21 protein-coding genes are annotated in these 19884 nt (G+C 74.9%); 12 read left to right on the plus strand and 9 right to left on the minus strand.

Features of this window, described 5'->3' with window-relative positions:
• Positions 1 to 3 precede the first annotated feature (3 nt).
• Positions 4 to 918 (minus strand): KPN_02809 family neutral zinc metallopeptidase, encoded by a 915-nt coding sequence (gene ypfJ, locus JOD57_RS18290; RefSeq protein WP_204693327.1) that lies wholly within the window; start codon positions 916 to 918, stop codon positions 4 to 6.
• Positions 919 to 1023: 105 nt separating this feature from the next.
• The gene (locus JOD57_RS18295) at positions 1024 to 1869 is read right to left on the minus strand and encodes a formate/nitrite transporter family protein (RefSeq protein ID WP_204693328.1); all 846 of its coding nucleotides are present in this window, start codon (positions 1867 to 1869) and stop codon (positions 1024 to 1026) included.
• Positions 1870 to 2019: 150 nt separating this feature from the next.
• On the opposite strand from JOD57_RS18295, the gene JOD57_RS18300 reads away from it, so the two are divergent.
• Positions 2020 to 2406: a hypothetical protein gene (locus JOD57_RS18300; RefSeq protein ID WP_204693329.1), complete on the plus strand. Its 387-nt coding sequence runs from the start codon at positions 2020 to 2022 to the stop codon at positions 2404 to 2406.
• 4 nt (positions 2407 to 2410) lie between these two features.
• Entirely contained in the window at positions 2411 to 3637 is a 1227-nt protein-coding gene (locus JOD57_RS18305; RefSeq protein WP_204693330.1) for a glutathionylspermidine synthase family protein, read from the plus strand.
• A 9-nt stretch (positions 3638 to 3646) separates the two neighbouring features.
• On the opposite strand, the gene JOD57_RS18310 is transcribed toward JOD57_RS18305, so the two are convergent.
• Positions 3647 to 4195 carry a dihydrofolate reductase family protein gene (locus tag JOD57_RS18310; RefSeq protein ID WP_204693331.1) on the minus strand — a complete coding sequence of 183 codons (549 nt, stop codon included), beginning with the start codon at positions 4193 to 4195 and terminating at the stop codon, positions 3647 to 3649.
• Between the two features lie 84 nt (positions 4196 to 4279).
• Here JOD57_RS18310 and JOD57_RS18315 point away from each other — a divergent pair, with 84 nt between their 5' ends.
• Positions 4280 to 4726: a nitroreductase family deazaflavin-dependent oxidoreductase gene (locus JOD57_RS18315; protein WP_204693332.1), complete on the plus strand. Its 447-nt coding sequence runs from the start codon at positions 4280 to 4282 to the stop codon at positions 4724 to 4726.
• 54 nt (positions 4727 to 4780) lie between these two features.
• On the opposite strand, the gene JOD57_RS18320 is transcribed toward JOD57_RS18315, so the two are convergent.
• Positions 4781 to 5752 carry an aldo/keto reductase gene (locus JOD57_RS18320; protein ID WP_204693333.1) on the minus strand — a complete coding sequence of 324 codons (972 nt, stop codon included), beginning with the start codon at positions 5750 to 5752 and terminating at the stop codon, positions 4781 to 4783.
• Positions 5753 to 5885: 133 nt separating this feature from the next.
• On the minus strand, positions 5886 to 6950 hold the full coding sequence (locus tag JOD57_RS18325; RefSeq protein ID WP_204693334.1) for a winged helix DNA-binding domain-containing protein: 1065 nt from the start codon (positions 6948 to 6950) through the stop codon (positions 5886 to 5888).
• Between the two features lie 38 nt (positions 6951 to 6988).
• On the opposite strand from JOD57_RS18325, the gene JOD57_RS18330 reads away from it, so the two are divergent.
• From JOD57_RS18330 to JOD57_RS18350, 6 genes are all read left to right on the plus strand, one after another.
• Entirely contained in the window at positions 6989 to 7588 is a 600-nt protein-coding gene (locus JOD57_RS18330; RefSeq protein ID WP_204693335.1) for a class I SAM-dependent methyltransferase, read from the plus strand.
• 10 nt (positions 7589 to 7598) lie between these two features.
• Positions 7599 to 7724: a hypothetical protein gene (locus JOD57_RS26445; RefSeq protein WP_275582099.1), complete on the plus strand. Its 126-nt coding sequence runs from the start codon at positions 7599 to 7601 to the stop codon at positions 7722 to 7724.
• A 14-nt stretch (positions 7725 to 7738) separates the two neighbouring features.
• On the plus strand, positions 7739 to 8164 hold the full coding sequence (locus tag JOD57_RS18335) for a DUF1801 domain-containing protein (RefSeq protein ID WP_204693336.1): 426 nt from the start codon (positions 7739 to 7741) through the stop codon (positions 8162 to 8164).
• Between the two features lie 91 nt (positions 8165 to 8255).
• Positions 8256 to 8462 carry a hypothetical protein gene (locus JOD57_RS18340; protein ID WP_204693337.1) on the plus strand — a complete coding sequence of 69 codons (207 nt, stop codon included), beginning with the start codon at positions 8256 to 8258 and terminating at the stop codon, positions 8460 to 8462.
• Between the two features lie 42 nt (positions 8463 to 8504).
• On the plus strand, positions 8505 to 10124 hold the full coding sequence (locus JOD57_RS18345; protein WP_204693338.1) for an ABC-F family ATP-binding cassette domain-containing protein: 1620 nt from the start codon (positions 8505 to 8507) through the stop codon (positions 10122 to 10124).
• A 457-nt stretch (positions 10125 to 10581) separates the two neighbouring features.
• On the plus strand, positions 10582 to 10977 hold the full coding sequence (locus JOD57_RS18350; protein WP_204693339.1) for a hypothetical protein: 396 nt from the start codon (positions 10582 to 10584) through the stop codon (positions 10975 to 10977).
• A 78-nt stretch (positions 10978 to 11055) separates the two neighbouring features.
• On the opposite strand, the gene JOD57_RS18355 is transcribed toward JOD57_RS18350, so the two are convergent.
• From JOD57_RS18355 to JOD57_RS18365, 3 genes are all read right to left on the minus strand, one after another.
• Positions 11056 to 11949: an aldo/keto reductase family oxidoreductase gene (locus JOD57_RS18355; protein WP_204693340.1), complete on the minus strand. Its 894-nt coding sequence runs from the start codon at positions 11947 to 11949 to the stop codon at positions 11056 to 11058.
• A 41-nt stretch (positions 11950 to 11990) separates the two neighbouring features.
• Positions 11991 to 13205, minus strand: a complete 1215-nt coding sequence (locus JOD57_RS18360) for an MFS transporter (RefSeq protein WP_204693341.1) — start codon at positions 13203 to 13205, stop codon at positions 11991 to 11993.
• A 170-nt stretch (positions 13206 to 13375) separates the two neighbouring features.
• Positions 13376 to 14557: an alcohol dehydrogenase catalytic domain-containing protein gene (locus tag JOD57_RS18365; protein ID WP_204693342.1), complete on the minus strand. Its 1182-nt coding sequence runs from the start codon at positions 14555 to 14557 to the stop codon at positions 13376 to 13378.
• A gap of 550 nt (positions 14558 to 15107) precedes the next feature.
• Between JOD57_RS18365 and JOD57_RS25625 the strand changes: the two genes are divergently transcribed.
• The 3 genes from JOD57_RS25625 (at position 15108) to JOD57_RS18380 (ending at position 18258) form a co-directional block, all read left to right on the plus strand.
• Positions 15108 to 16028, plus strand: a complete 921-nt coding sequence (locus tag JOD57_RS25625; RefSeq protein ID WP_307824779.1) for a M23 family metallopeptidase — start codon at positions 15108 to 15110, stop codon at positions 16026 to 16028.
• Between the two features lie 234 nt (positions 16029 to 16262).
• Entirely contained in the window at positions 16263 to 17174 is a 912-nt protein-coding gene (locus JOD57_RS18375; RefSeq protein ID WP_204693344.1) for a cation diffusion facilitator family transporter, read from the plus strand.
• A 121-nt stretch (positions 17175 to 17295) separates the two neighbouring features.
• Positions 17296 to 18258 carry a cytochrome c oxidase assembly protein gene (locus JOD57_RS18380; RefSeq protein WP_204693345.1) on the plus strand — a complete coding sequence of 321 codons (963 nt, stop codon included), beginning with the start codon at positions 17296 to 17298 and terminating at the stop codon, positions 18256 to 18258.
• Between the two features lie 22 nt (positions 18259 to 18280).
• Here the strand turns inward: JOD57_RS18380 and JOD57_RS18385 are convergent, their stop codons facing one another.
• The gene (locus JOD57_RS18385; RefSeq protein WP_204693346.1) at positions 18281 to 19870 is read right to left on the minus strand and encodes an MFS transporter; all 1590 of its coding nucleotides are present in this window, start codon (positions 19868 to 19870) and stop codon (positions 18281 to 18283) included.
• Positions 19871 to 19884: the final 14 nt, after the last annotated feature.

A 19884-nucleotide genomic window follows, 5' to 3' on the forward strand; every position in this document is an offset into this window, starting at 1 on the left:
CCGTCACCCCAGGTCGTCGGTGGCGAAGGTGTCGCACTGCGCCGGGTCACCGGTCCGGTAGCCGGTGAGGAACCAGCGCTGGCGCTGCTCCGACGAGCCGTGCGTGAAGGCGTCCTGGTCCACCGTGCCGCCGCCGAGGTTCTCCTGGATAAAGTCGTCGCCGATCCGGCCGGCGGTGTCCAGGGCCCGGTCGACGTCGTCCTGGGTGATCTCGGCGATCAGCGGCTCGCCGGACTCGTCGGGCACCGTCTCGGCGTGGTTGGCCCAGGCGCCGGCGTAGCAGTCGGCCTGCAGCTCCAGGCGGACGGTGCCGCTGGCCGGACCGGTCTCGCCCGGCGTCACCTGCCGGTTGGTGCCGAGCAGGTTCTGCACGTGGTGGCCGTACTCGTGGGCCAGCACGTAGGCGTTGGGGAACAGCCCGCCCTCGGCGCCGAACTGCGAGCGCAGGGTGTCGAAGAAGGACAGGTCGATGTACACGAGCTGGTCGGCCGGGCAGTAGAACGGTCCCGAGCCGCTCGTGGCGCCGCCGCAGCCGGTCGGCGTCTGGCCGGAGAAGAAGACCGTGTCGGTGGGGACGTACTGCGACCCGAGCGCCTGCGACCAGTAGTCCTGGATGGAGTCGACGTCGGCGACGACGGCGCACTCCACCGAGCTGTTGGCGTCCTCGCTGTCGTCGCAGGACTGCTCGAGGGCGGCGTTGTCGGCGGTCTGGCCCTGGCCGAGGCCCTCCAGCGCACCGATGGCCGCGCCGCCACCACCGCCCCCGCCGAGCACCTGGACCAGGACGAGCACCAGCAGCCCGACGACGCCGAGCCCCCCGCCCCCGACGGCCAGCCCCCGGCCCCCGCCGAGACCACCGCGGCCGCGCCGGTCCTGGATCGACGACGTGTCGAGGTCGCCGCCCTCCCTGTACCGCATCCCGTCCCGTCCTCCCCGTGCCGGTGTGCTGCTCGACCGTGCCACCGGCCCCGGGGGACCGCGACCCGGCAGGGGACGGGCAGGCGGCCGGGCCGTCTGCCGGGGTCAGGCGCGCTCTGCCGGCTCCGCGCCGGTGCGCGGGGCGGCGTCGGGCCGGTCGCGCAGGAACAGGTACCAGTAGGACGTCCCGACGAAGAGGACCGCGCCGACGAGGTTGCCCGCGCCCGCGACCAGCCAGTTGACCAGCGTGTCGTCCCACCCGACGTCCTCGACCCCGGCGAACAGGGCGGCCGGCAGGAAGAACATGTTGGCCACGACGTGGTCGAAGCCCATGGCGACGAAGGCCATGACGGGGAAGAAGACGGCGAGGATCTTCCCGGAGACGCTGGTCGAGGCCAGCGACATCCACACCGCGAGGCAGACCAGCCAGTTGCAGCCCACACCGCGCAGGAAGGTCTCCCACACGGTGTGGTGCACCTTGCCGTCGGCGATCTCGGCCAGCCGGGTGAAGGTGAGCTGGGCGCTGCCGGTGCTGTCCGGGTCGCCGATGACGCCGGTCGAGACGGCCAGGAAGTAGGCGACGAACAGGGCGCCGAGCAGGTTGCCGAAGAGCACGAGGGTGACGTTGCGGACGACGTCCGCCACGGTGATCTTGCCGTTCATCGCGCCCAGCGGGACCAGCATCATGTTGCCGGTCGCCAGGTCGGACCCGGCGATGAGCACGAGCACCAGACCCAGGGTGAACGCCGCACCCATGAACAGCGTGGGCAGCGTCCCCCAGGTGTCGGAGTCCAGCCCGGAGGAGACGGTGATCGCGACCAGGGCGCCGAAGGAGATGTAGGCGCCGGCGAGGAAGGCGCTGACCAGCACGCGGTCCCACGTGCGGTGCACCTTCTTGGCGCCGGTCGCGGCGGCGACCTGGGCGATCTCGGCGGGTTCCTTGGCGGTCATGGCGCCTCCCGGGGACAGCGGCCTCGCCGCCGGACGTTAGCGGTACGGGACCGTCCGCGCCGCCCGAGCGGGTGCGCGGACGCCGACCGCGGTCCCGGCCGGGGGGCGGGGCCCTAGTGTCTGGGTCGTCCACCGAGGCGGGAGGGGTCCATGGCGTTCTCGAACCGGGTGCGCGGCGCCCTCACCACCACCGTGCTGGCGACCGCCGCCACCGGCTTCCTCGCCGGCTGCGGCACCGACGAGGAGGCCGAGGAGCAGGTCGCCTACTGCACCGACGAGGACGGCGAGATCGTCGACGACGACTACTGCGACGACGACTACCGCGGCGGCGGAGGCCTGTTCTTCCTGTACCTCGGTGCCTTCCGGCCGGGCCTCCCGGTCGGCACCGTGCTGCCCGCCGGCGGCACCCGCATCAACCCCACCGACACCGCCGCCCGGCAGCGCTACGGCCTCCCGGGCACCGGCAAGGTCACCGGCGGGCAGCGGGTCACCGGCGGCATCGGCTCGGGCTCCGGCGGCACGAGCTCCGGCTCCTGAGGCCGTGCGGCGCGTCGAGGGCGGTGTCGTCCGGCCCGGGTGGGAGGCCGAGATCGAGGCGCAGGGCCTGGTCTACAACCGGACCCACCTGCCCGGCGGCGAGGTCCGCAGCTACTGGCGCGAGGGCCCCTTCTACGACTTCACGTCGGCCGAGGTGCAGCGGCTCGAGGGCTGGGTGGCCCAGTTGTTCGAGATGTGCGTGGCGGCCGGCGACCACGTCGTCGAGCACGACCTGTTCGACCGGATGGGCATCCCGCTGATCGCCCGCTCGGGGATCCGGGCCACCTGGGAGAGCGAGCCGCCCAGCGTCTACGGCCGCTTCGACCTGCGCTACGACGGTTCCGGCCCGCCCAGGCTGCTCGAGTTCAACGCCGACACCCCGACCGGGCTGGTGGAGTCGGCGGTGACCCAGTGGAACTGGCACCTGTTCACCGGGCAGGGCCGCGACCAGTGGAACGCGCTGCACGAGAAGCTCGTCGCGGCCTGGCAGCGCAACCTCACCCGGTGGGAGCGGCGGACCGGCCTGCGCCCGCGGGTGCACCTGGCGTGGACCAGCGAGGAGACCTCCGGCGAGGACCGCATGACCGTCGCCTACCTCATGGACACCGTCGTCCAGGCCGGGTACGAGGCGGTCGAGCTGGTGGTCGAGGACATCGCGCTCGACTCCGGCGACGGCCGCTTCTACGACGCGCAGGGCCGCCACCTCGACGTCGTCTTCAAGCTCTACCCCTGGGAGTGGCTGATCGAGGACGAGTTCGGTGCCGCCGTCCTCGCCGACGCCGCCCGTCCCGGCGGCACCACCTGGATCGAGCCGCTCTACAAGATGCTGTGGAGCACCAAGGCGCTGCTGCCGGTGCTCTGGCGGCTGTTCGGCGGCGACCCCGTGCTCTCGCAGCTGCTGCTGCCGGCCTACTTCGCCGACGAGATGCCCTCGTCGTGGCGGACCTACGTGCGCAAGCCGATGTGGGGCCGTGAGGGCGCCAACGTCGAGATCGTGCGCGACGGGCAGGTGGTCACCGCGATGCCCGGCCGGTACGGCACCGAGGGCCACGTCGTCCAGGAGTTCGCGCCGCTGCCGGACTTCGCCGGCGTCGACGGGCCGCACCACCCGGTGCTGGGCGCCTGGGTGGTCGACGGCGAGCCGGCCGGGCTGGGCATCCGCGAGAGCGACGGGCTGATCACCGACAACCTCAGCTTCTTCGTGCCGCACACCATCGACCACGGCGGCTGACGGCCGCGGTCAGGCCGGCCGGTAGGTCAGCAGGGTGACGCCGGAGGTGAACGTCCGGCTGCTCGTCGCGGTCAGCCGGACGTCGGTGCCGTCGGGGTACAGCCGCCGGCCGCGGCCGAGCACCCGCGGGTGCACGAACAGCCGGTACTCGTCGACCAGGCCGGCGCCGATCAGCGCGTGGCACAGCCGGATGCTGCCGGTGACCCCGACCTCGCCGTCGCGCCCGGCCAGCAGGCCGGTGACCTCCTCGACCGGGTCGCCGGAGAGCACGGTCGTGTTCGCCCAGCCGGGCTCGGTGAGGGTGCGGGAGACGACGGCCTTCTCCACCGCGTCGAGGTGCGCGGTGATGCCGGTGGTGTCGCCGGTCTGCTGCGGCCAGTAGCCGCGCATGTCCTCGAAGGTCCGGCGGCCGACGAGGAAGACCGACTGGGCGGCCATCTGCTCGCGGACGGCGGCGAGCTGGTCACCGCCGTCGCCCTCCTGCGGGAGGAACCAGTCGCCGAGCATCTCGGCGACGCCGTCGACGGTGACGTTCTGGGTGATGACGAGCCGGGCCATGTCGCTCCTCGGGTCGGGGGTGTCCCCGGTGCAGACCGTGCGGGGGGCCCGAACTCGTCGGCCGGGCGCGGTTACGGTCGGGACATGCCACTCGCAGGGGAGTACGAGCCGAGCTCGCAGCAGTGGGTCCGCGACCAGGTGGAGCGGTACGAGGCGACCGGCGGCCGGGAGGCCAACACGCTGCTCGACACCGGCCTGCCCGTCGTCATCTTCTCCACGCGCGGCGCGAGGACCGGCAAGGTCCGCAAGCAGCCGCTGATGCGCGTGGAGGAGGACGGCGTGTACGCGATGGTCGGGTCGCAGGGCGGGGCGCCGACGGACCCGGCCTGGGTCGCCAACCTGCGCGAGCACCCCGACCAGGTGACGGTGCAGGACGGCCCGGAGCCGTGGGACGGCGTCGCCCGCGAGATCACCGGCGAGGAGCGGGCGGAGTGGTGGGAGCGGGCCGTGGCGGCCTACCCGCCCTACGCGGAGTACCAGCAGAAGACCGACCGGGTCATCCCCGTCTTCCTGGTCGAGCGGAAGCGCTGATCGAGGACCCTCGTGCCGGGACCCGGCACGGGGGCCGGCGGCACCGGACAGCAGTCAGAACCCGACGACGGCGTGCGGGGTGTAGGGCTCCTCGAGCCGGGCGACCTCCTCGTCGGTCAGGTGCAGGTCGACCGCGGCGACGGCGTCGTCGAGGTGCGCCGCCTTCGTGACGCCGACGATCGGGGCGGTCACCACCGGCTTGGCCAGCAGCCAGGCCAGCGCCACCTGCGCCCGCGGGACGCCGCGCTCGCGGGCCACCTCGGCCACCCGCTCGACGACCGCGCGGTCGCTGCGCTCGTCGTAGAGGCGGCGGCCGAACGCGTCGTTCTCGGAGCGGTGGGTCGCCTCGTCCCAGTCGCGGGTGAGCCGGCCACGGGCCAGCGGGCTCCACGGGATCACCCCGATGCCCTGGTCGGCGCACAGCGGCAGCATCTCCCGCTCCTCCTCGCGGTTGAGCAGGTTGTAGTGGTCCTGCATCGACACGAACCGGTGCCAGCCGCGCTCGCCGGCCGTGTGCAGCGCCTTGCCGAACTGCCAGGCCCACATGCTGCTCGCGCCCAGGTAGCGGACCTTGCCGCTGCGCACGCACGCGTCCAGCGCCTCGAGGGTCTCCTCGATCGGCGTCGCGGGGTCCCAGCGGTGGATCTGGTAGAGGTCGACGTGGTCGACCTGCAGCCGGCGCAGGCTCGCCTCGAGCTCGCGCAGGACAGCCACCCGGGAGAGGCCGCCGCCGTTGGGGCCGGGTCGCATCCGGCCGTGCACCTTGGTGGCGAGGACGACGTCGTCGCGGGCGGTGAACTCGCGGATCGCCTTGCCGGTGATCTCCTCGCTGGAGCCGGCGGAGTAGACGTTGGCGGTGTCGAGGACGGTGACGCCGGCCTCGAGCGCCTTCCGGACCAGCGGCATCGCCTCGTCCTCGGGGAGGCTCCACGGCGTCATCCCGCGCTGGGGCTCGCCGAAGCTCATCATCCCGAGCCAGATGCGCGAGACCTCCAGGCCGGTGGCGCCCAGCCGCGTGTGCTCCATGCGTCCAGCCAACCGCCCCGGTCCGACGGCGGCCACCGCTCCGGGGTGCGCCGTCGCCGACGGTGCCGGCGGTGCTCGTGCACCGCGGGTGCTGCAGGACCGGCAGTGCAGGAGGACCACCGGCGCTGCGCGCTCAGGGGAGGGCGGCGGCCAGGTCGGGGACGCGCTCGGCGACGCCGGCGGGGAAGGCGGTGAACGGCTCGGCGGTCACGGTGCGGCGGGCGCCCGTGCCGGTCCGCCGCCAGGTGCCCACCACCTGCCCCCCGACGACGACGGTCGAGCGGAAGACGCCGTTGCCGCCCGGCACGATGCGGTCGGCGAACTCCGGCGGCACCGCGCACGTGCGGTCGGCGTAGCCGAGGACGAACTCGTCGAACCCGGGCAGCAGGTGCAGACCCTCGGCGTCGGCGCGGTGCGCGGCGAGCCGCTCGGGCGTGGCCGGGTCCAGGTACAGCTCGGTGCCCTCGACGTCGACCGCCTCCAGCGCCGGGCGGGCCAGCGCCAGCCCCGCGCGGGCGTCGCGGACCGTGGTCCCGGCCCACCGGACCAGGTCGGCGACCGTCGCCGGGCCGTGGCCGGTGAAGAACCGCAGCGCCAGCTCGCCGAACGCCTCCTCGCCCTCGAGCCGGCGCGGCTCGCGGACCCACTCGTCGAGCAGCACGAAGGACTGGTCGCCGCCCGCGGCCGGGCCGAGCACGAGCGTGCCGGTCTGCGCGAGGTACCAGAGCAGGTGGTAGCCGCGCTGGCCGCTCACCTCGACGCCGCCGTCACGGATGGCGGTGAGCAGGTCGGCGCGGGACAGCCGCCGGCCGCCGGTCAGTGCGCCGAGCGCGGCCTCGCGCGCCTGCTCGCAGTCGGCCTCGGTCAGCCCCAGGGTCGCCCGCCGCCTCGCCGCACCCGCGAGCACCCGCGGGCCGAGCACGGCGAGCATCCAGGGCAGGTCCTCGGCGGCGACCAGGTGCAACGTGCTGCGCATCGGCCACGAGCGGACGACGTCCCCGGCGTCCAGCGCCGCCACGACGCCGGCGCGCGACCGGTCGGCGGTGCGCAGCGCCACCGAGGTGAGCGCGCCGGGGAGGTCCTGCCCCTGCACCGCGCCGAGCGCCCGCACCGCGGCGGCCGCGTCGGGGAACGGCGGGCCGGCCACCCGCTGGGCGACCAGCCGCAGCAGTGCGACCTCGCGGGGCGACGTGGTCATGCCGGCACTCTGCCAGCCGTCGCTGACAGACTCGCCGGGTGCGCGCCGAGGACTGGGACGCCCGATACGCCGACCGGCAGCAGTGGTCGGCCGAGCCCAACCCGCTGGTCGCCGAGCTGGTGGGGCCGCTGCCTCCCGGCGACGCCGTCGACCTGGCGGCGGGGGAGGGCCGGCACGCGCTGTGGCTGGCCGGCCGCGGCTGGCGGGCCAGCGCCGTCGACTTCTCCGCCACCGGGCTGGCCCGCGGGCAGGCCCAGCCCGGCGCGGACCGGGTCACCTGGGTGACCGCCGACGTCACCGCCTGGGACACCGCGCCGGCCTCGCAGGACCTCGTGCTGGTGGCCTACCTGCACCTGCCGGCCGAGGGGACGACGGCGCTGCTGCGGCGCGCCGTCGGCTGGCTGCGCCCGGGCGGCCGGCTGCTCGTGCTCGGCCACGACGTCGACAACCCGGCGCACGGCGTCGGCGGGCCGCAGGACCCGGCCATCCTGCACAGCACCGGGCGGCTGGCCCCGGTGGCGGAGCTGCTCGACGTCGACCGGCTCGGGCAGGTGCGCCGCGCGACGCCGGCGGGGACTGCCCTGGACACCCTGCTGTGGGGACGGCGGCCCGCGGGTCCCGTCGGTGCCCGGCGGTAGCGTCCGACGCGTGATGGGGATGGGCGGAGCCGGCGGCCCGGGGGCCGAGCGGCGGCGACGGCTGGTGGCCGCGGTGATCGTCCTGGCGATGGTGCTCGCCGCCGGCGCGACCGTGCTGTCCCTGGTCCTCGACTGAGAGGGGTGTGCGCGGTGACCGGACCGATCGAGGAGTGGTTCGCCGCGGCCGGGCCGCGCGCCGAGGAGCTCCGGCGGGTCGACGCCCTGGTGCGGGCGGCCGCGCCCGGCCTGGACCGGCAGCTGGTGGCCGCCGGGTCGGGGCAGGTCCTGGGCTACGGGATGATGCCCTACCGGCCGCGGTCGGCCAGGGAGACGACGCAGTGGCCGCTCATCGCCCTCGCCGCGCAGAAGCGGCACCTGTCGCTGTACGTGTGCGCCGTCGTCGACGGGGCCTACCTGCCCGAGACGCGCGCCGAGCGGCTGGGGAGGGTGTCCTGCGGGAAGAGCTGCATCCGCTTCAGCTCGCTCGACCGCATCGACAGCGGCGAGCTGTCGGCCCTCCTGCGGGACGCCGTCGCGGCGACGTCGACCGGCGTGAACGCGTACTTCGCGACCTGACCCCGTGACCTTGGTCCCTGGTCCCCGGGGGCGGGCTCGGCCAGGCTGTAGCCCCAACGGAACCGGATCGGCCGAGAGGTGCAGCCCCCGCATGACGTCGACCGACGACCTCGCCCTCGACCCAGCCGTGGACCTGGCGGTGGCGCGCCTCGTGGACGAGTTCCGCCCGCGGCTGCGCCCGCAGGTGGTCGGCAGCGTCGTCCGGTCGTGCCGCCGCGACCTCAGCGGCGTCCCGGCGACGGCGCTGCCCGAGCTGGTCGAGCGGCTGGCCCGCACCCGGCTGGAGTCGGTGGCCTGAACCCGCGCGAAACCGGGTTGCCCCGCGCCGGACGATGAGCCGGTGGGCTACGTCGACGTGAGCGGGGTCCGGCACACGCTGCCGGGCGGCCGGGTGCTGCTGGACGACGTCTCCTTCCGGGTCGGCGACGGCGCCCGCGCGGCGCTGGTCGGCGAGAACGGCGCGGGCAAGACGACGCTGCTGCGGATCGTCGCCGGCGACCTTGTGCCCGAGGCCGGCACGGTCAGCCGCAGCGGCGGCCTGGGCGTCATGCGGCAGTTCATCGGCTCGGTGCGCGACGACACCACCGTGCAGCGCTTCCTCGTCGACCTGTCCGCGCCGGCGGTCCGGGAGGCCTGGGACACCCTCGAGGCCACCGAGCTGGCGCTCATGGAGACCGACGACGAGCCCGCGCAGCTGGCCTACGCCGGCGCTCTGGCGCAGTGGGGCGACGCGGGCGGCTACGAGGCCGAGGTCACTTGGGACACGGTCACCGTCGCCGCGCTCGGCGTCCCCTACGACCGCTGCAAGTACCGCGAGCTGTCGACGCTGTCCGGGGGTGAGCAGAAGCGGCTGGCGCTCGAGGCGCTGCTGCGCGGACCCGAGCAGGTCCTGCTGCTCGACGAGCCGGACAACTACCTCGACGTCCCGGGCAAGCGGTGGCTGGAGGAGCGGCTGCGGGAGACCCGCAAGACCGTGCTGTTCGTCAGCCACGACCGGGAGCTGCTCTCCCGCGTCGCCGACCGGGTGGTCACCGTCGAGGGCGGGACGACGTGGGTGCACGGCGGCGGCTTCGCCGGCTACCCCGAGGCCCGCGCGGCGCGGCACGAGCGGATGGCCGAGGTGCGCCGCCGCTGGGAGGAGGAGCACCAGCGGCTGGTCGACCTCGTGCGCACGCTGCAGCAGCAGGCGGCCAACTCCCCGGACATGGCCAGCCGCTACTCCGCCGCGCAGACCCGGCTGGCGAAGTTCGAGGCGGCCGGCCCGCCGCCGGACCGCCCGCCGGAGCAGCGGGTGGCGATGCGGCTGCGCGGCGGGCGCACCGGCGTCCGGGCCGTCACGGCCGAGCAGCTGGAGCTGTCCGGGCTGATGCGGCCCTTCGACCTGGAGGTCTGGTACGGCGACCGGGTCGCCGTGCTGGGCGCCAACGGCGCCGGGAAGTCGCACTTCCTGCGGCTGCTGGCCGGGCAGGACGTCGCGCACACCGGCTCGTGGCGGCTCGGCGCGCGCGTCGTCCCCGGGTTCTTCGCCCAGACCCACGCCCACCCCGAATGGCAGGACCGGACGCCGGTCGACCTGCTGTGGCACGGCGAGCCCGGTCGTCCCGGCGTCGACCGGGGCCGGGCCATGGCGGTGCTGCGCCGCTACGGGCTCACCGACTCCGCCGACCAGCCGTTCCGCACGCTGTCGGGTGGGCAGCAGGCGCGGCTGCAGGTGCTCGTGCTGGAGCTGTCCGGCGCGACGCTGCTGCTCCTCGACGAGCCCACCGACAACCTCGACGTCCTCTCCGCCGAGGCGCTCGAGGAGGCGCTGGCCGCCTTCGACGGCACGGTCCTCGCGGTCACGCACGACCGCTGGTTCGCCCGCACCTTCGACCGGTTCCTCATCTTCGGCGCCGACGGGCGGGTGTACGAGTCGGCCGAGCCGGTGTTCGACGAGACCCGGGTCGCCCGCGCCCGCTGACCGGCGGGAGCACCATCGGCGGTGGCCCGGGCCTACGGGAGCGCACCGTCAACGACGGGGACGTCGAGGGCTTCGTCGCCCTCTACGCCGCGGACGCCTGCCTGATCGGACCCGACGGCGCGACCCTCACGGGCACCGCGGCGATCCGTGAGGCCATGACCCCGCTGTTCGCCCTGAGGGCCGCATGACGGTCGCCACCCACCACGTCGTCGAGACGGGGGACCTGGCCCTGCTGGGGAGCGAGTGGAGCCACAGCGCCGGTGACGTGCAGATGTCGGGGGTCGCATCCGAGCTGGCGCAGCGGCAGGCGGGCGGCGGGTGGCTCCACGTCATCGACCCCCTACGCCGGCCGGCCTGCCGAGGCGCCCGTGACGCAGGCGTCCGCGGCCGGCGGGGCCCGACTCGCCGCGCCGTCAGGACGCCTTGACAGTCAGGGCAGCCTGACGGACGCTGGGGCATGGACGTCGACGACCTCGAACGGCAGCACACCCTCGGCAGCGCCGTCCGGCGGTACGAGGAGCTGCGCGCCCGGGACTCCCTGGCCGACCCCGACGACCCGGGCGGCCCGCGCCCGCTCTCCCGTGAGGAGGCGCTGGAGCTGCTGGCCCTCGGCGAGGTGATCGCCCGGCGCGCGGCCCAGGGGCGCCAGCTCACCGTGCGCACCGCGCGGACGACCGGGGCGTCATGGGCGCAGATCGGCCGCGCGCTCGGCGCGACCCGGCAGTCGGCGTGGGAGGCGCACCGGCGGTGGGTCGACGCCCAGGTCGCCCGCCGCGGCGAGTCCGGCCACATGGGCTTCGACGACGACGAGGCCGCCGAGGCGCGGGCGCTGCTCGCCAACGACGCCGACTGAGGGAGGACCTCCCTGCCCCCGCTCGCTCGCGGCGGGACCCTGCACGGGGGCCGTTCCCGCACGTCGCCGCGAGCGGGCTCACAGGTCGACGTCGGGCTCCCCGGTGCCGCCGATCCGGTCGAGCTCGGCCATCTCCGCCGGGCCGAGCACCCGTGCCGCGGCCTGCAGGTTCTCCTCCAGGTGCGCCACCGACGACGTCCCGGGGATGAGCAGCAGGTTCGGCGAGCGGGCCAGCAGCCAGGCCAGCGCGACCTGCATCGGCGTGGTCTCCAGCCGCCGGGCGACGGTCTCCAGGGCCGCCGACTGCAGTGGCGTGAACCCGCCGAGCGGGAAGAACGGCACGTAGGCGATGCCCTCGCGGGCCAGCGCGTCGACCATCGGGTCGTCGTCGCGGTGCACGAGGTTGTAGTGGTTCTGCACGCACACCACCGGGGCGATCGACCGCGCCTCGGCGAACTGCTGGGTGGTCACGTTGGAGACGCCGAGGTGGCGGATCAGCCCCTGCTGCTGCAGCTCGGCCAGCACGCCGAACGGCTCGGCGAGCGAGCGCTCCACGGGCGCGTCGACGCCGGGCATCCGCAGGTTGACCACGTCGAGCACGTCGAGACCGAGGTGGTCGAGGTTGTCCTGCACCGCCGAGCGCAGCTCGTCGGGGGAGAGGGCCTCGGGCCACTCGCCGTCCGGCGTCCGCCGGGCGCCGACCTTGGTGACGATGGTGAGCTGCTCGGGGTAGGGGTGCAGGGCCTCGCGGATGATCTCGTTGGTGACGTGCGGGCCGTAGTAGTCGCTGGTGTCGACGTGGTCGACGCCGAGCTCGACGGCCCGGCGCAACACCGCGACGGCGGCCTCCCGGTCGGCCGGGGGCCCCATGATGTGCGGGCCGGACAGCCGCATGGCGCCGTAGCCGATGCGGTTCACCGTGCGGTCCCCGAGCACGAACTGTCCTGACCTCTCGGCGGTCGTCGTCGTCATGACGGCTCCCTACCCGGTCGCGCGGTGCCACGCGCGGGACCTCAGGCGGCGCGGCGGACCTCCGCGCCGACGGTCTGCCGCCACTGCCGGACGTCGGCGTCGACCCGCGCGGTCTCCCGGTGGTCGGCCCGCCGGGCCAGCAGGGCCAGCACGGTCCCCGCCAGGGCCAGCGCGGCGCCCACCCACATCGGCGCGGTGTAGCCCAGGCCCCGCGAGATGACCAGCGCGCCCAGCGCCGCGCCCGCCGCGTTGGCCACGTTGAACGCCGCCTGGTTGGCGGCCGAGACCAGGCTGCCGCCGCGCACCCGGGCGGCCTCGATGACGCCGTTCTGCACCACCGGGCCCATGGAGAACGCCACGGTGCCGAACAGCACGAGCAGGACGACGGCGGCGACCGGCGTGCGCGCCAGGAAGGCGAAGGCGGCGAGCAGGACCACGGTGGCCAGCAGGCCGACCGCGACGAAGGAGAAGCCGTACCGGTCCCCGAGCCGGCCGCCGGCCAGCGTGCCGACCGTGGTGCCGACGCCGAACAGCGCCAGCACCGGCGTCACCCAGCCCTCGGGGATGCCGCCGAGCTCGGTGAGGATCGGGCTGACGTAACTGTAGACGGCGAACAGCGCCGCGAAGCCGACCATCGTCAGGCCCAGGACCAGCCACACCTGCCCGCGGCGGAACGCGGCGAGCTCGGCGCGCAGGTCGCCGCGCTCGCCCACCCCGGCCGGGACCCAGGCCAGCAGACCGGCGATGGTGACCAGGCCGATGACGGCGATCCCGCCGAGGACGAACCGCCAGCTGGTCTGCTGGGCGACGAAGGTGCCCAGCGGGACGCCGACGACGTTGGCCAGCGTGAGGCCGACGATCATGAGCGAGATGGCCTGGGTGGCCCGCTCCGGCGCGACCAGCCGGCGGGCGGCGACCGCGCCGACGCCGAAGAAGGAGCCGTGCGCCAGCGCGGTGAGCACGCGGGCGGCGGCGAGCGTCTCGTAGGTGGGCGCCAGCGCCGAGAGCGCGTTGCCGACGACGAACACGACCATCAGCGCGACCAGCGTCTGCCGCGGGGAGAAACGGACCCCGAGCGCGGTGAGGGTCGGGGCGCCGACGACGACGCCGACGGCGTAGGCGGAGATCAGCAGGCCGACGGCCGACACCGAGACGCCGAGACCGGTGGCGATCTCGGGCAGCATGCCCATGACCACGAACTCGGTGGTGCCGATGCCGAAGGCGCCGACGGCGAGGGCGAGCAGGGCGCGAGGCACGGGGGAGCACTCCAGGGACGACGGCGGGCGTACGGACGTCGTCGTCCGGTCCCCTGGTGCATCGCCCGGATCCCGGCGGTCATGCCCCGGGTGCCGGGTGCGTCTGCTCACACGTGCCCGTCCGCGGACCTGCACGGGGCGGGTCCGCGGACGGGCACGGAGGGCCTGGGTCAGGGCTGGAGCAGCACCTTCACCGCGCCGTCCTTCTTCTCGCGGAAGTCGGCGTAGGCCTGCGGCGCCTGCTCGAGCGGGACCCGGTGGGTGGCGAAGTCGTCGACACCGAGCGGGTCGCCCTCCACCAGCAGCGGCAGGATGTCGGGCACCCAGCGCCACACGTTGGCCTGGCCCATGCGCAGCTGGACCTGCTTGTCGAACATCTTCGACAGCGGCATCGGGTCGGTGGCCCCGCCGTAGACGCCGGACAGCGAGATGGTCCCGCCGCGCCGCACCGCCTCGATGGCCGTGTTCAGCGCCGCCAGCCGGTCGACGCCGGCGACCTTCATCACCGGCGCCATGATCGCGTCCGGGATGATCGCCGTGGCCTTCTGCGCGAGGCTGGCCAGCGGGGAGCCGTGCGCCTCCATGCCGACGGCGTCGATGACCGCGTCGGGGCCGCGGCCGTCGGTGGCGTCGCGGATCGCACCGACGACGTCGGCCTGGTCGGTGGAGCGGATGACCTCGGTGCCGCGGGCGATGGCCCGGGCGATGCGCTCCGGGACGACGTCGGAGGCGTACACGTCGTCGATGCCGAGGTGGTGGGCGATGCGGGTGCACATGTCGCCGATCGGCCCGAGCCCCAGCACGAGCAGCGTGCCGCCGGGCGGCACGGCGGCGTACTGGACGGCCTGCCAGGAGGTCGGCAGGACGTCGGAGAGGTAGACGAAGCGGTCGTCGGGCAGGCCGCCGGGGACCTTGATCGGCAGCGTGTTGCCGAAGGGCACCCGCAGGTACTCGGCCTGCCCGCCGGGCACCTGGCCGTAGAGCTTCGTGTAGCCGAACAGCGAGGCGCCGAAGCCCTGCTCGCGGTTCTGGGTGGTCTCGCACTGCGACTGCAGCCCCTGCGAGCACATCCAGCAGGTGCCACAGGAGATGTTGAACGGCACGACGACGCGGTCGCCCGGCTGCACGGCGGTCACCGCCGACCCCACCTCGCGGACGACGCCCATCGGCTCGTGGCCCATGACGTCGCCCACGGACATGAACGGCGCCATGACCTCGATGAGGTGCAGGTCGGACCCGCAGATGCCGCTCGAGGTGACCTCGACGACGACGTCGGTGTCCTCCTGGATGGTCGGGTCGGGGACGGTGTCCACCTGTACGTCGGCACGGCCGTGCCAGGTCACTGCGCGCATGAGTCCGCTCCTCGGGTGCTCGTCCAGGGGTTCTGTCCCGGGTTCTGCCCCACGTGAGCCTCATCGCGCCCGGTTCAACGCTCAACCGGCGTGTTCGTGACCCAGCGTGAAGCCAGTTCGACGGGCCGTCGAACGACATCCGTGCAGCTCTGTGGGCAGCGCCACACAACCGCACCCACGTACCCACCCGGTCAGGTCACGAAAACATAACGGCGTGTTTACATGGGTCCCGTCCGCTTCCCCGGGCACCGCACGAGATCCCCTGTCCCCGACGGAAGTCAGGTGCATGACCGAGCTCCACCCCGACCGCCTCTCCGACGGAGGGACCGCCCCGCGCACCGCCGCGGGCAGCCCCTCCCGCACGGCCGCAGCGACGACGCCCGCCCGGCGACGTCCCACGGCCGGGACGGCGGCCCAGCGGAAGGCCCCGCAGCGACGTCAGGGGGAGACGTCGTCGGCGGGGGAGGGCACGGCACCGCGTCCGGCCCGCCGTCCCGGCCCGCGTCCGCGGCCGACGCCGCATCCCCGGTCGCGGCCCGGCACGGCTCCGGTGGCCGCCGTCGCCGACGCGGCCGAGCTGGTCGCGGCCGCCGACGCCCAGGCGCTGGCCGTCGTCGCACCGGCGCCGGACGCCGAGGTCGTCGACGCCGGGACCGAGACCGCCGCAGAGGGCGACGCCGCCGCCGGGGACGCAGGTCTCCGCAGGGGCCGCCACGCGCCTCTCCGCCGGCTGCGCGCGCCGCGCCGCCGTCCCGGCCTCTACCTGGCCGTCGCCGTCGTGGGCGCGGTGGGGCTGGGCACGGCCACCGCCGGGGACGGGGTCGCGCTGGCCGAGGGCCCCACCCCGGTGGGCGCGTCGGTGAGCGTGGCCGAGGAGCTCGGCATCCGTGGCGAGGACCTGTCACCGGCCGCGCAGGCGGCGGTCATCGAGTCCGACGCCGAGGTGCTGCTCGGCGAGGTCACCGCCAGCCGCACCGCCCGCGAGGCCGAGGAGGCCGCCGCGGCGCAGGCCCAGGCCGAGGCCGACCGGGTCGCCTCGGAGGCCGCCGCTGCCGCAGCGGCCGAGGCCGCCCGTCCGCGGGCGGTCCTGCCGGTCGACGGCGCCCGGCTGACCAGCACGTTCGGCCCCCGGTGGGGCTCGCTGCACGCCGGCATCGACCTGGCCGCGCCGGTCGGCACGCCGGAGTACGCGGCTGCCGACGGCGTCGTCCTGGAGGCCGGCCCGGCCGGCGGCTACGGCCTGGTCGTGTACGTCCGGCACGGGAACGGTGACGTCACCGTCTACGGGCACATGGAGGAGATCCTCGTGGAGCCCGGCCAGGTGGTCCGCGCCGGCGACACCATCGCGCTGCTGGGCAACCGCGGGCAGTCCACCGGCCCGCACCTGCACTTCGAGGTGCACGTGGGCGGCATCGACGGCGAGCGCGTCGACCCGCTGCCGTGGCTGCGGGAGCGCGGCGTCACCGTCTGAGAAAGGACCCTGCTGCCCCCCACCCCTCGCAGGCTCGGGGCGGGACCCTGCAGCAGGGCCGCCGCTGCCCCCCACCCCTCGCAGGCTCGGGGCGGGACCCTGCAGCAGGGCCGCCGCTGCCCCCCACCCCTCGCAGGCTCGGGGCGGGACCCTGCAGCAGGGCCGCCGCTGTCCCGGCCCGGCCGGTCCGGGCAGGTGGGGCGGTCGGGGACACTGCCCTGCAGGAGGTGGGCGATGGGTGCCGGGCACGACCACGGGACCGCCGCGGGGAGCTCCCGCGGACGGCTGGCCGTCGTCCTCGGGCTCACCGTCGCGGTGCTCGTGGCCGAGGTCGTCGGGGCGCTGGTGTCCGGGTCGCTGGCCCTGCTCGCCGACGCCGGGCACATGGCCACCGACGCGCTCGGGATCGGGCTGGCCCTCGGCGCGGTCACGCTGGCCCAGCGCCCGGCCCGCGGACGGCGCACCTTCGGCTGGCAGCGGGCGGAGATCCTCGCCGCCGTCGCCAACGGGCTGCTGCTCACCGGCGTCGCGGTCGTGGTGGTCGTCGAGGCGGTGCGCCGCGTCGGGGACCCGCCCGAGATCGACTCCGGGGTGGTCCTGGGGGTCGCCGCCGCCGGGCTGGCCGCCAACCTCGCCGGCCTGGCGCTGCTGCACCGCGGCCGCCGCGGCTCGCTCGCCGTCCGCGGCGCCCACCTGGAGGTGCTCGGCGACGCGCTCGGCTCGGTGGCCGTCCTCGTCGCCGGTGGCGTCGTCGCCCTGACCGGGTGGACGCCGGTCGACACGCTCGCCGCGCTGCTGGTCGGCTGCCTGGTGCTCCCGCGCGCGTGGGCGCTGCTGCGCGACGCGCTCGACGTGCTGCTCGAGGCCGCGCCCCGCGACGTCGACCTGGACCGGGTGCGCGCGCACGTGCTCGGCGTCGAGGGCGTCGTCGGCGTCCACGACCTGCACGCCTGGACGATCACCTCGGGGCTGCCGGTGCTGTCCGCGCACGTCGTCGTCACCGACGAGGCGCTGGCCGCCGGTCACGGCGGGCGGGTGCTCGACGCGCTCGGGTCCTGCCTGGGCGAGCACTTCGACGTCGCCCACTGCACCTTCCAGATCGAGGCGGAGGCGCACGCCGGCCACGAGGCGCCCGTCCACGACTGACGAAGGACCACCCTCCCCCCCACGCCTCGCACGCTCGGCGCGGGGCCCTGAAGGGTGGCCGTTCCATCTCGTCACCAGGTGGGACAGTGGGAGCGGACGACCGATCGGGCTGGAGGCGCAGGTGGAGCACGGGCACCACTCGGGCATGTGGGTGCCCGACGAGCCACCCACGTGGGGGCGGCTGTTCCTGCCGCACCTCGACGCCTGGTCGGTCCTGCCGGTGCTCGCCCTGCTCGGCCTGGCCGCCTACCTGGTCGGCACGGTCCGGCTGCGCCGCTCGGGCGTGGCCTGGCCGTGGTGGCGGGCGGCGTCGTGGGCCGCCGGGTGCCTCGCGCTGTTCGCCGTCACCGGCACCTGGCTGAACGGCTACAGCATGGTGCTGTTCAGCGTGCACATGTCGCAGCACATGGTGCTGTCGATGGTGGCGCCGCTGCTGCTCCTGATGGGCCGGCCGGTGACGCTGGCGCTGCGGGCGCTGCCGCGGGGGAGGGGTGTGGCCGGGGTGCCGCGCGCGCTGCTGCTCGACGCGCTGCACAGCCGGGTCGCGCGCTTCGTCTCCCACCCGCTGTTCACGCTGCCGCTGTTCCTGGTCAGCCTCTACGGCGTCTACTTCACGCCCGTCTTCGACGCCCTGATGGGCGACCCGGTCGGGCACCAGTTCATGCTCGCCCACTTCACCGTCACCGGGCTGCTCTTCTTCGGGCCGATCCTCGCCCAGGACCCGTGGCCGCGGCAGGTGGGCCACGGCGGCCGGATGCTCGAGCTGCTGGTCCCGATGCCGTTCCACGCCTTCTTCGGCGTCGCGATCATGATGTCGTCGTCGCTGGTGGTGCGGACCTTCGCCGACCCGCCGGCCGCCTGGGGCGTCGACCCGCTGGCCGACCAGAACACCGCCGGCAGCATCGCCTGGTCCTTCGGCGAGCTGCCGACGGTGCTGGTCCTCGCCGTCGTGCTGTTCTCGTGGATGGGCTCGGAGGAGCGCCGCGGCCAGCGGATCACCCGCGTCGCCGAGCGCACCGACGACGCCGAGCTCGAGGCCTACAACGCCCGCCTCCGCGACATGGCGGGCCGCACCGGGGGCTGACTCCCGGGTCGTCGCCCCCGGCTCACCCCACGTGGACGGGGGCGTCGCCCGCCGGCAGGTCCTGCTTGGTCGCCTTGACCAGCACCGCCGCCGCGACGGCGCCCAGGACCAGCAGGCCGGCCGCCCAGGTGAAGGCGGTGGTGTAGCCCTCGACCTGCGCGGCCAGGCCGACCGCCGGGTCCTGCGGGTCGGCCCCGGAGGTCAGGACGTCGGCGGTGTAGGTGCTGATGGCGCCCACCGACAGCGAGGCCAGGACCGCGGTGCCGATCGAGGCGCCGACCTGCTGGGTGGCGTTGAGCATCGCGCTGGCCGCACCGGCGTCGTGCTCCCCGGCGCCCACGAGCGCCAGGTTGGACAGCGGCACGAAGGTGAAGCCGAGGCCCAGGCCGAGCAGCAGCTGGCCCGGGAAGGGCAGCGCCCAGAAGCCGGTGTCGACGCCGACGAAGGACAACGTGAACAGCCCCGCGGCCGCCAGCAGCCCGCCGAGGACCATGAGCGGCTTCGGGCCCACCCGCGGCACCAGCGCGCTGGCCGCACCGGCCGAGACGAAGACGCCCAGCGTCGTCGGCAGCGAGGCGAGGCCGGCCACGACCGGCTCGTAGCCGAGCACCTGCTGGAAGTACAGGCTCAGGAAGAAGAACGCCCCGATCAGGCCGGCGCCGACCAGCGTCGAGGTCAGGTAGGCCCCGCCGCGGTTGCGGTCGAGGACGATCCGCATCGGCAGCAGCGGGTTGCGGGTGCGCAGCTCCAGCAGGACGAACAGCGCCACCAGCACCAGCCCGGCGACGATGAACAGCCACGCCGCACCGTCGGTCCAGCCGCTGTCCGGCGTCACCAGGGTCGGGTCGCCCTGCGCCGCCGCCCGGGCGTTGGCCGCCGCGGCCTCCGCGGCGTTGGTCTGCGAGGCCTCGGCCACCCGGGTGAAGCCGTAGACGATCGAGGCCAGGCCGAGCGTGATCAGCACGGCGCCGGGGATGTCGTAGCGGGTGTCCCCGGGGGCCTTGCTCTCCGGGACGATCGGGATCGCCAGGACGACGGCGAGCAGCGCCACCGGCAGGTTGACCCAGAAGCACCAGCGCCAGTCGGCGTACTCGGTGAGCACGCCGCCGAGCAGCAGGCCGACCGCCGAGCCGCCGCCGGCGATGGCGCCGTAGACGCCGAAGGCCTTGGCGCGCTCCCTCGGGTCGGTGAACAGCACGGTCAGCAGCGCCAGGGACGCCGGGGCCAGCAGGGCGCCGAAGACGCCCTGCAGGGCGCGGGCGGCGAACAGCATCGCCTCGTTCTGGGCGATGCCGCCGAGCGCCGAGGCGACGGCGAAGCCGACCGCACCGACCAGGTAGGTCCGCTTGCGGCCCCAGTAGTCGGCGATGCGCCCGCCGAGCAGCAGGAAGCCGCCGAAGGTCAGCGTGTACGCGGTCACGATCCACTGCTGGGACGCCGCGGTGATCCCCAGGTCGGTCGACACGGCGGGCAGCGCGATGTTGACGATCGTGGCGTCGAGGATGACCAGCAGCACGGTCATCGCGATGACGCCGAGCGCCAGCCAGCGCTTCTCGTAGGGCTCTGTCGCCGTGGTCTCCGGACCGGCGGCAGGGGTGGAGGCGTGGGTCATGAGGTCCTCAGGGT

Source organism: Geodermatophilus bullaregiensis (assembly GCF_016907675.1).
Classification (GTDB): Bacteria; Actinomycetota; Actinomycetes; order Mycobacteriales; family Geodermatophilaceae; genus Geodermatophilus; species Geodermatophilus bullaregiensis.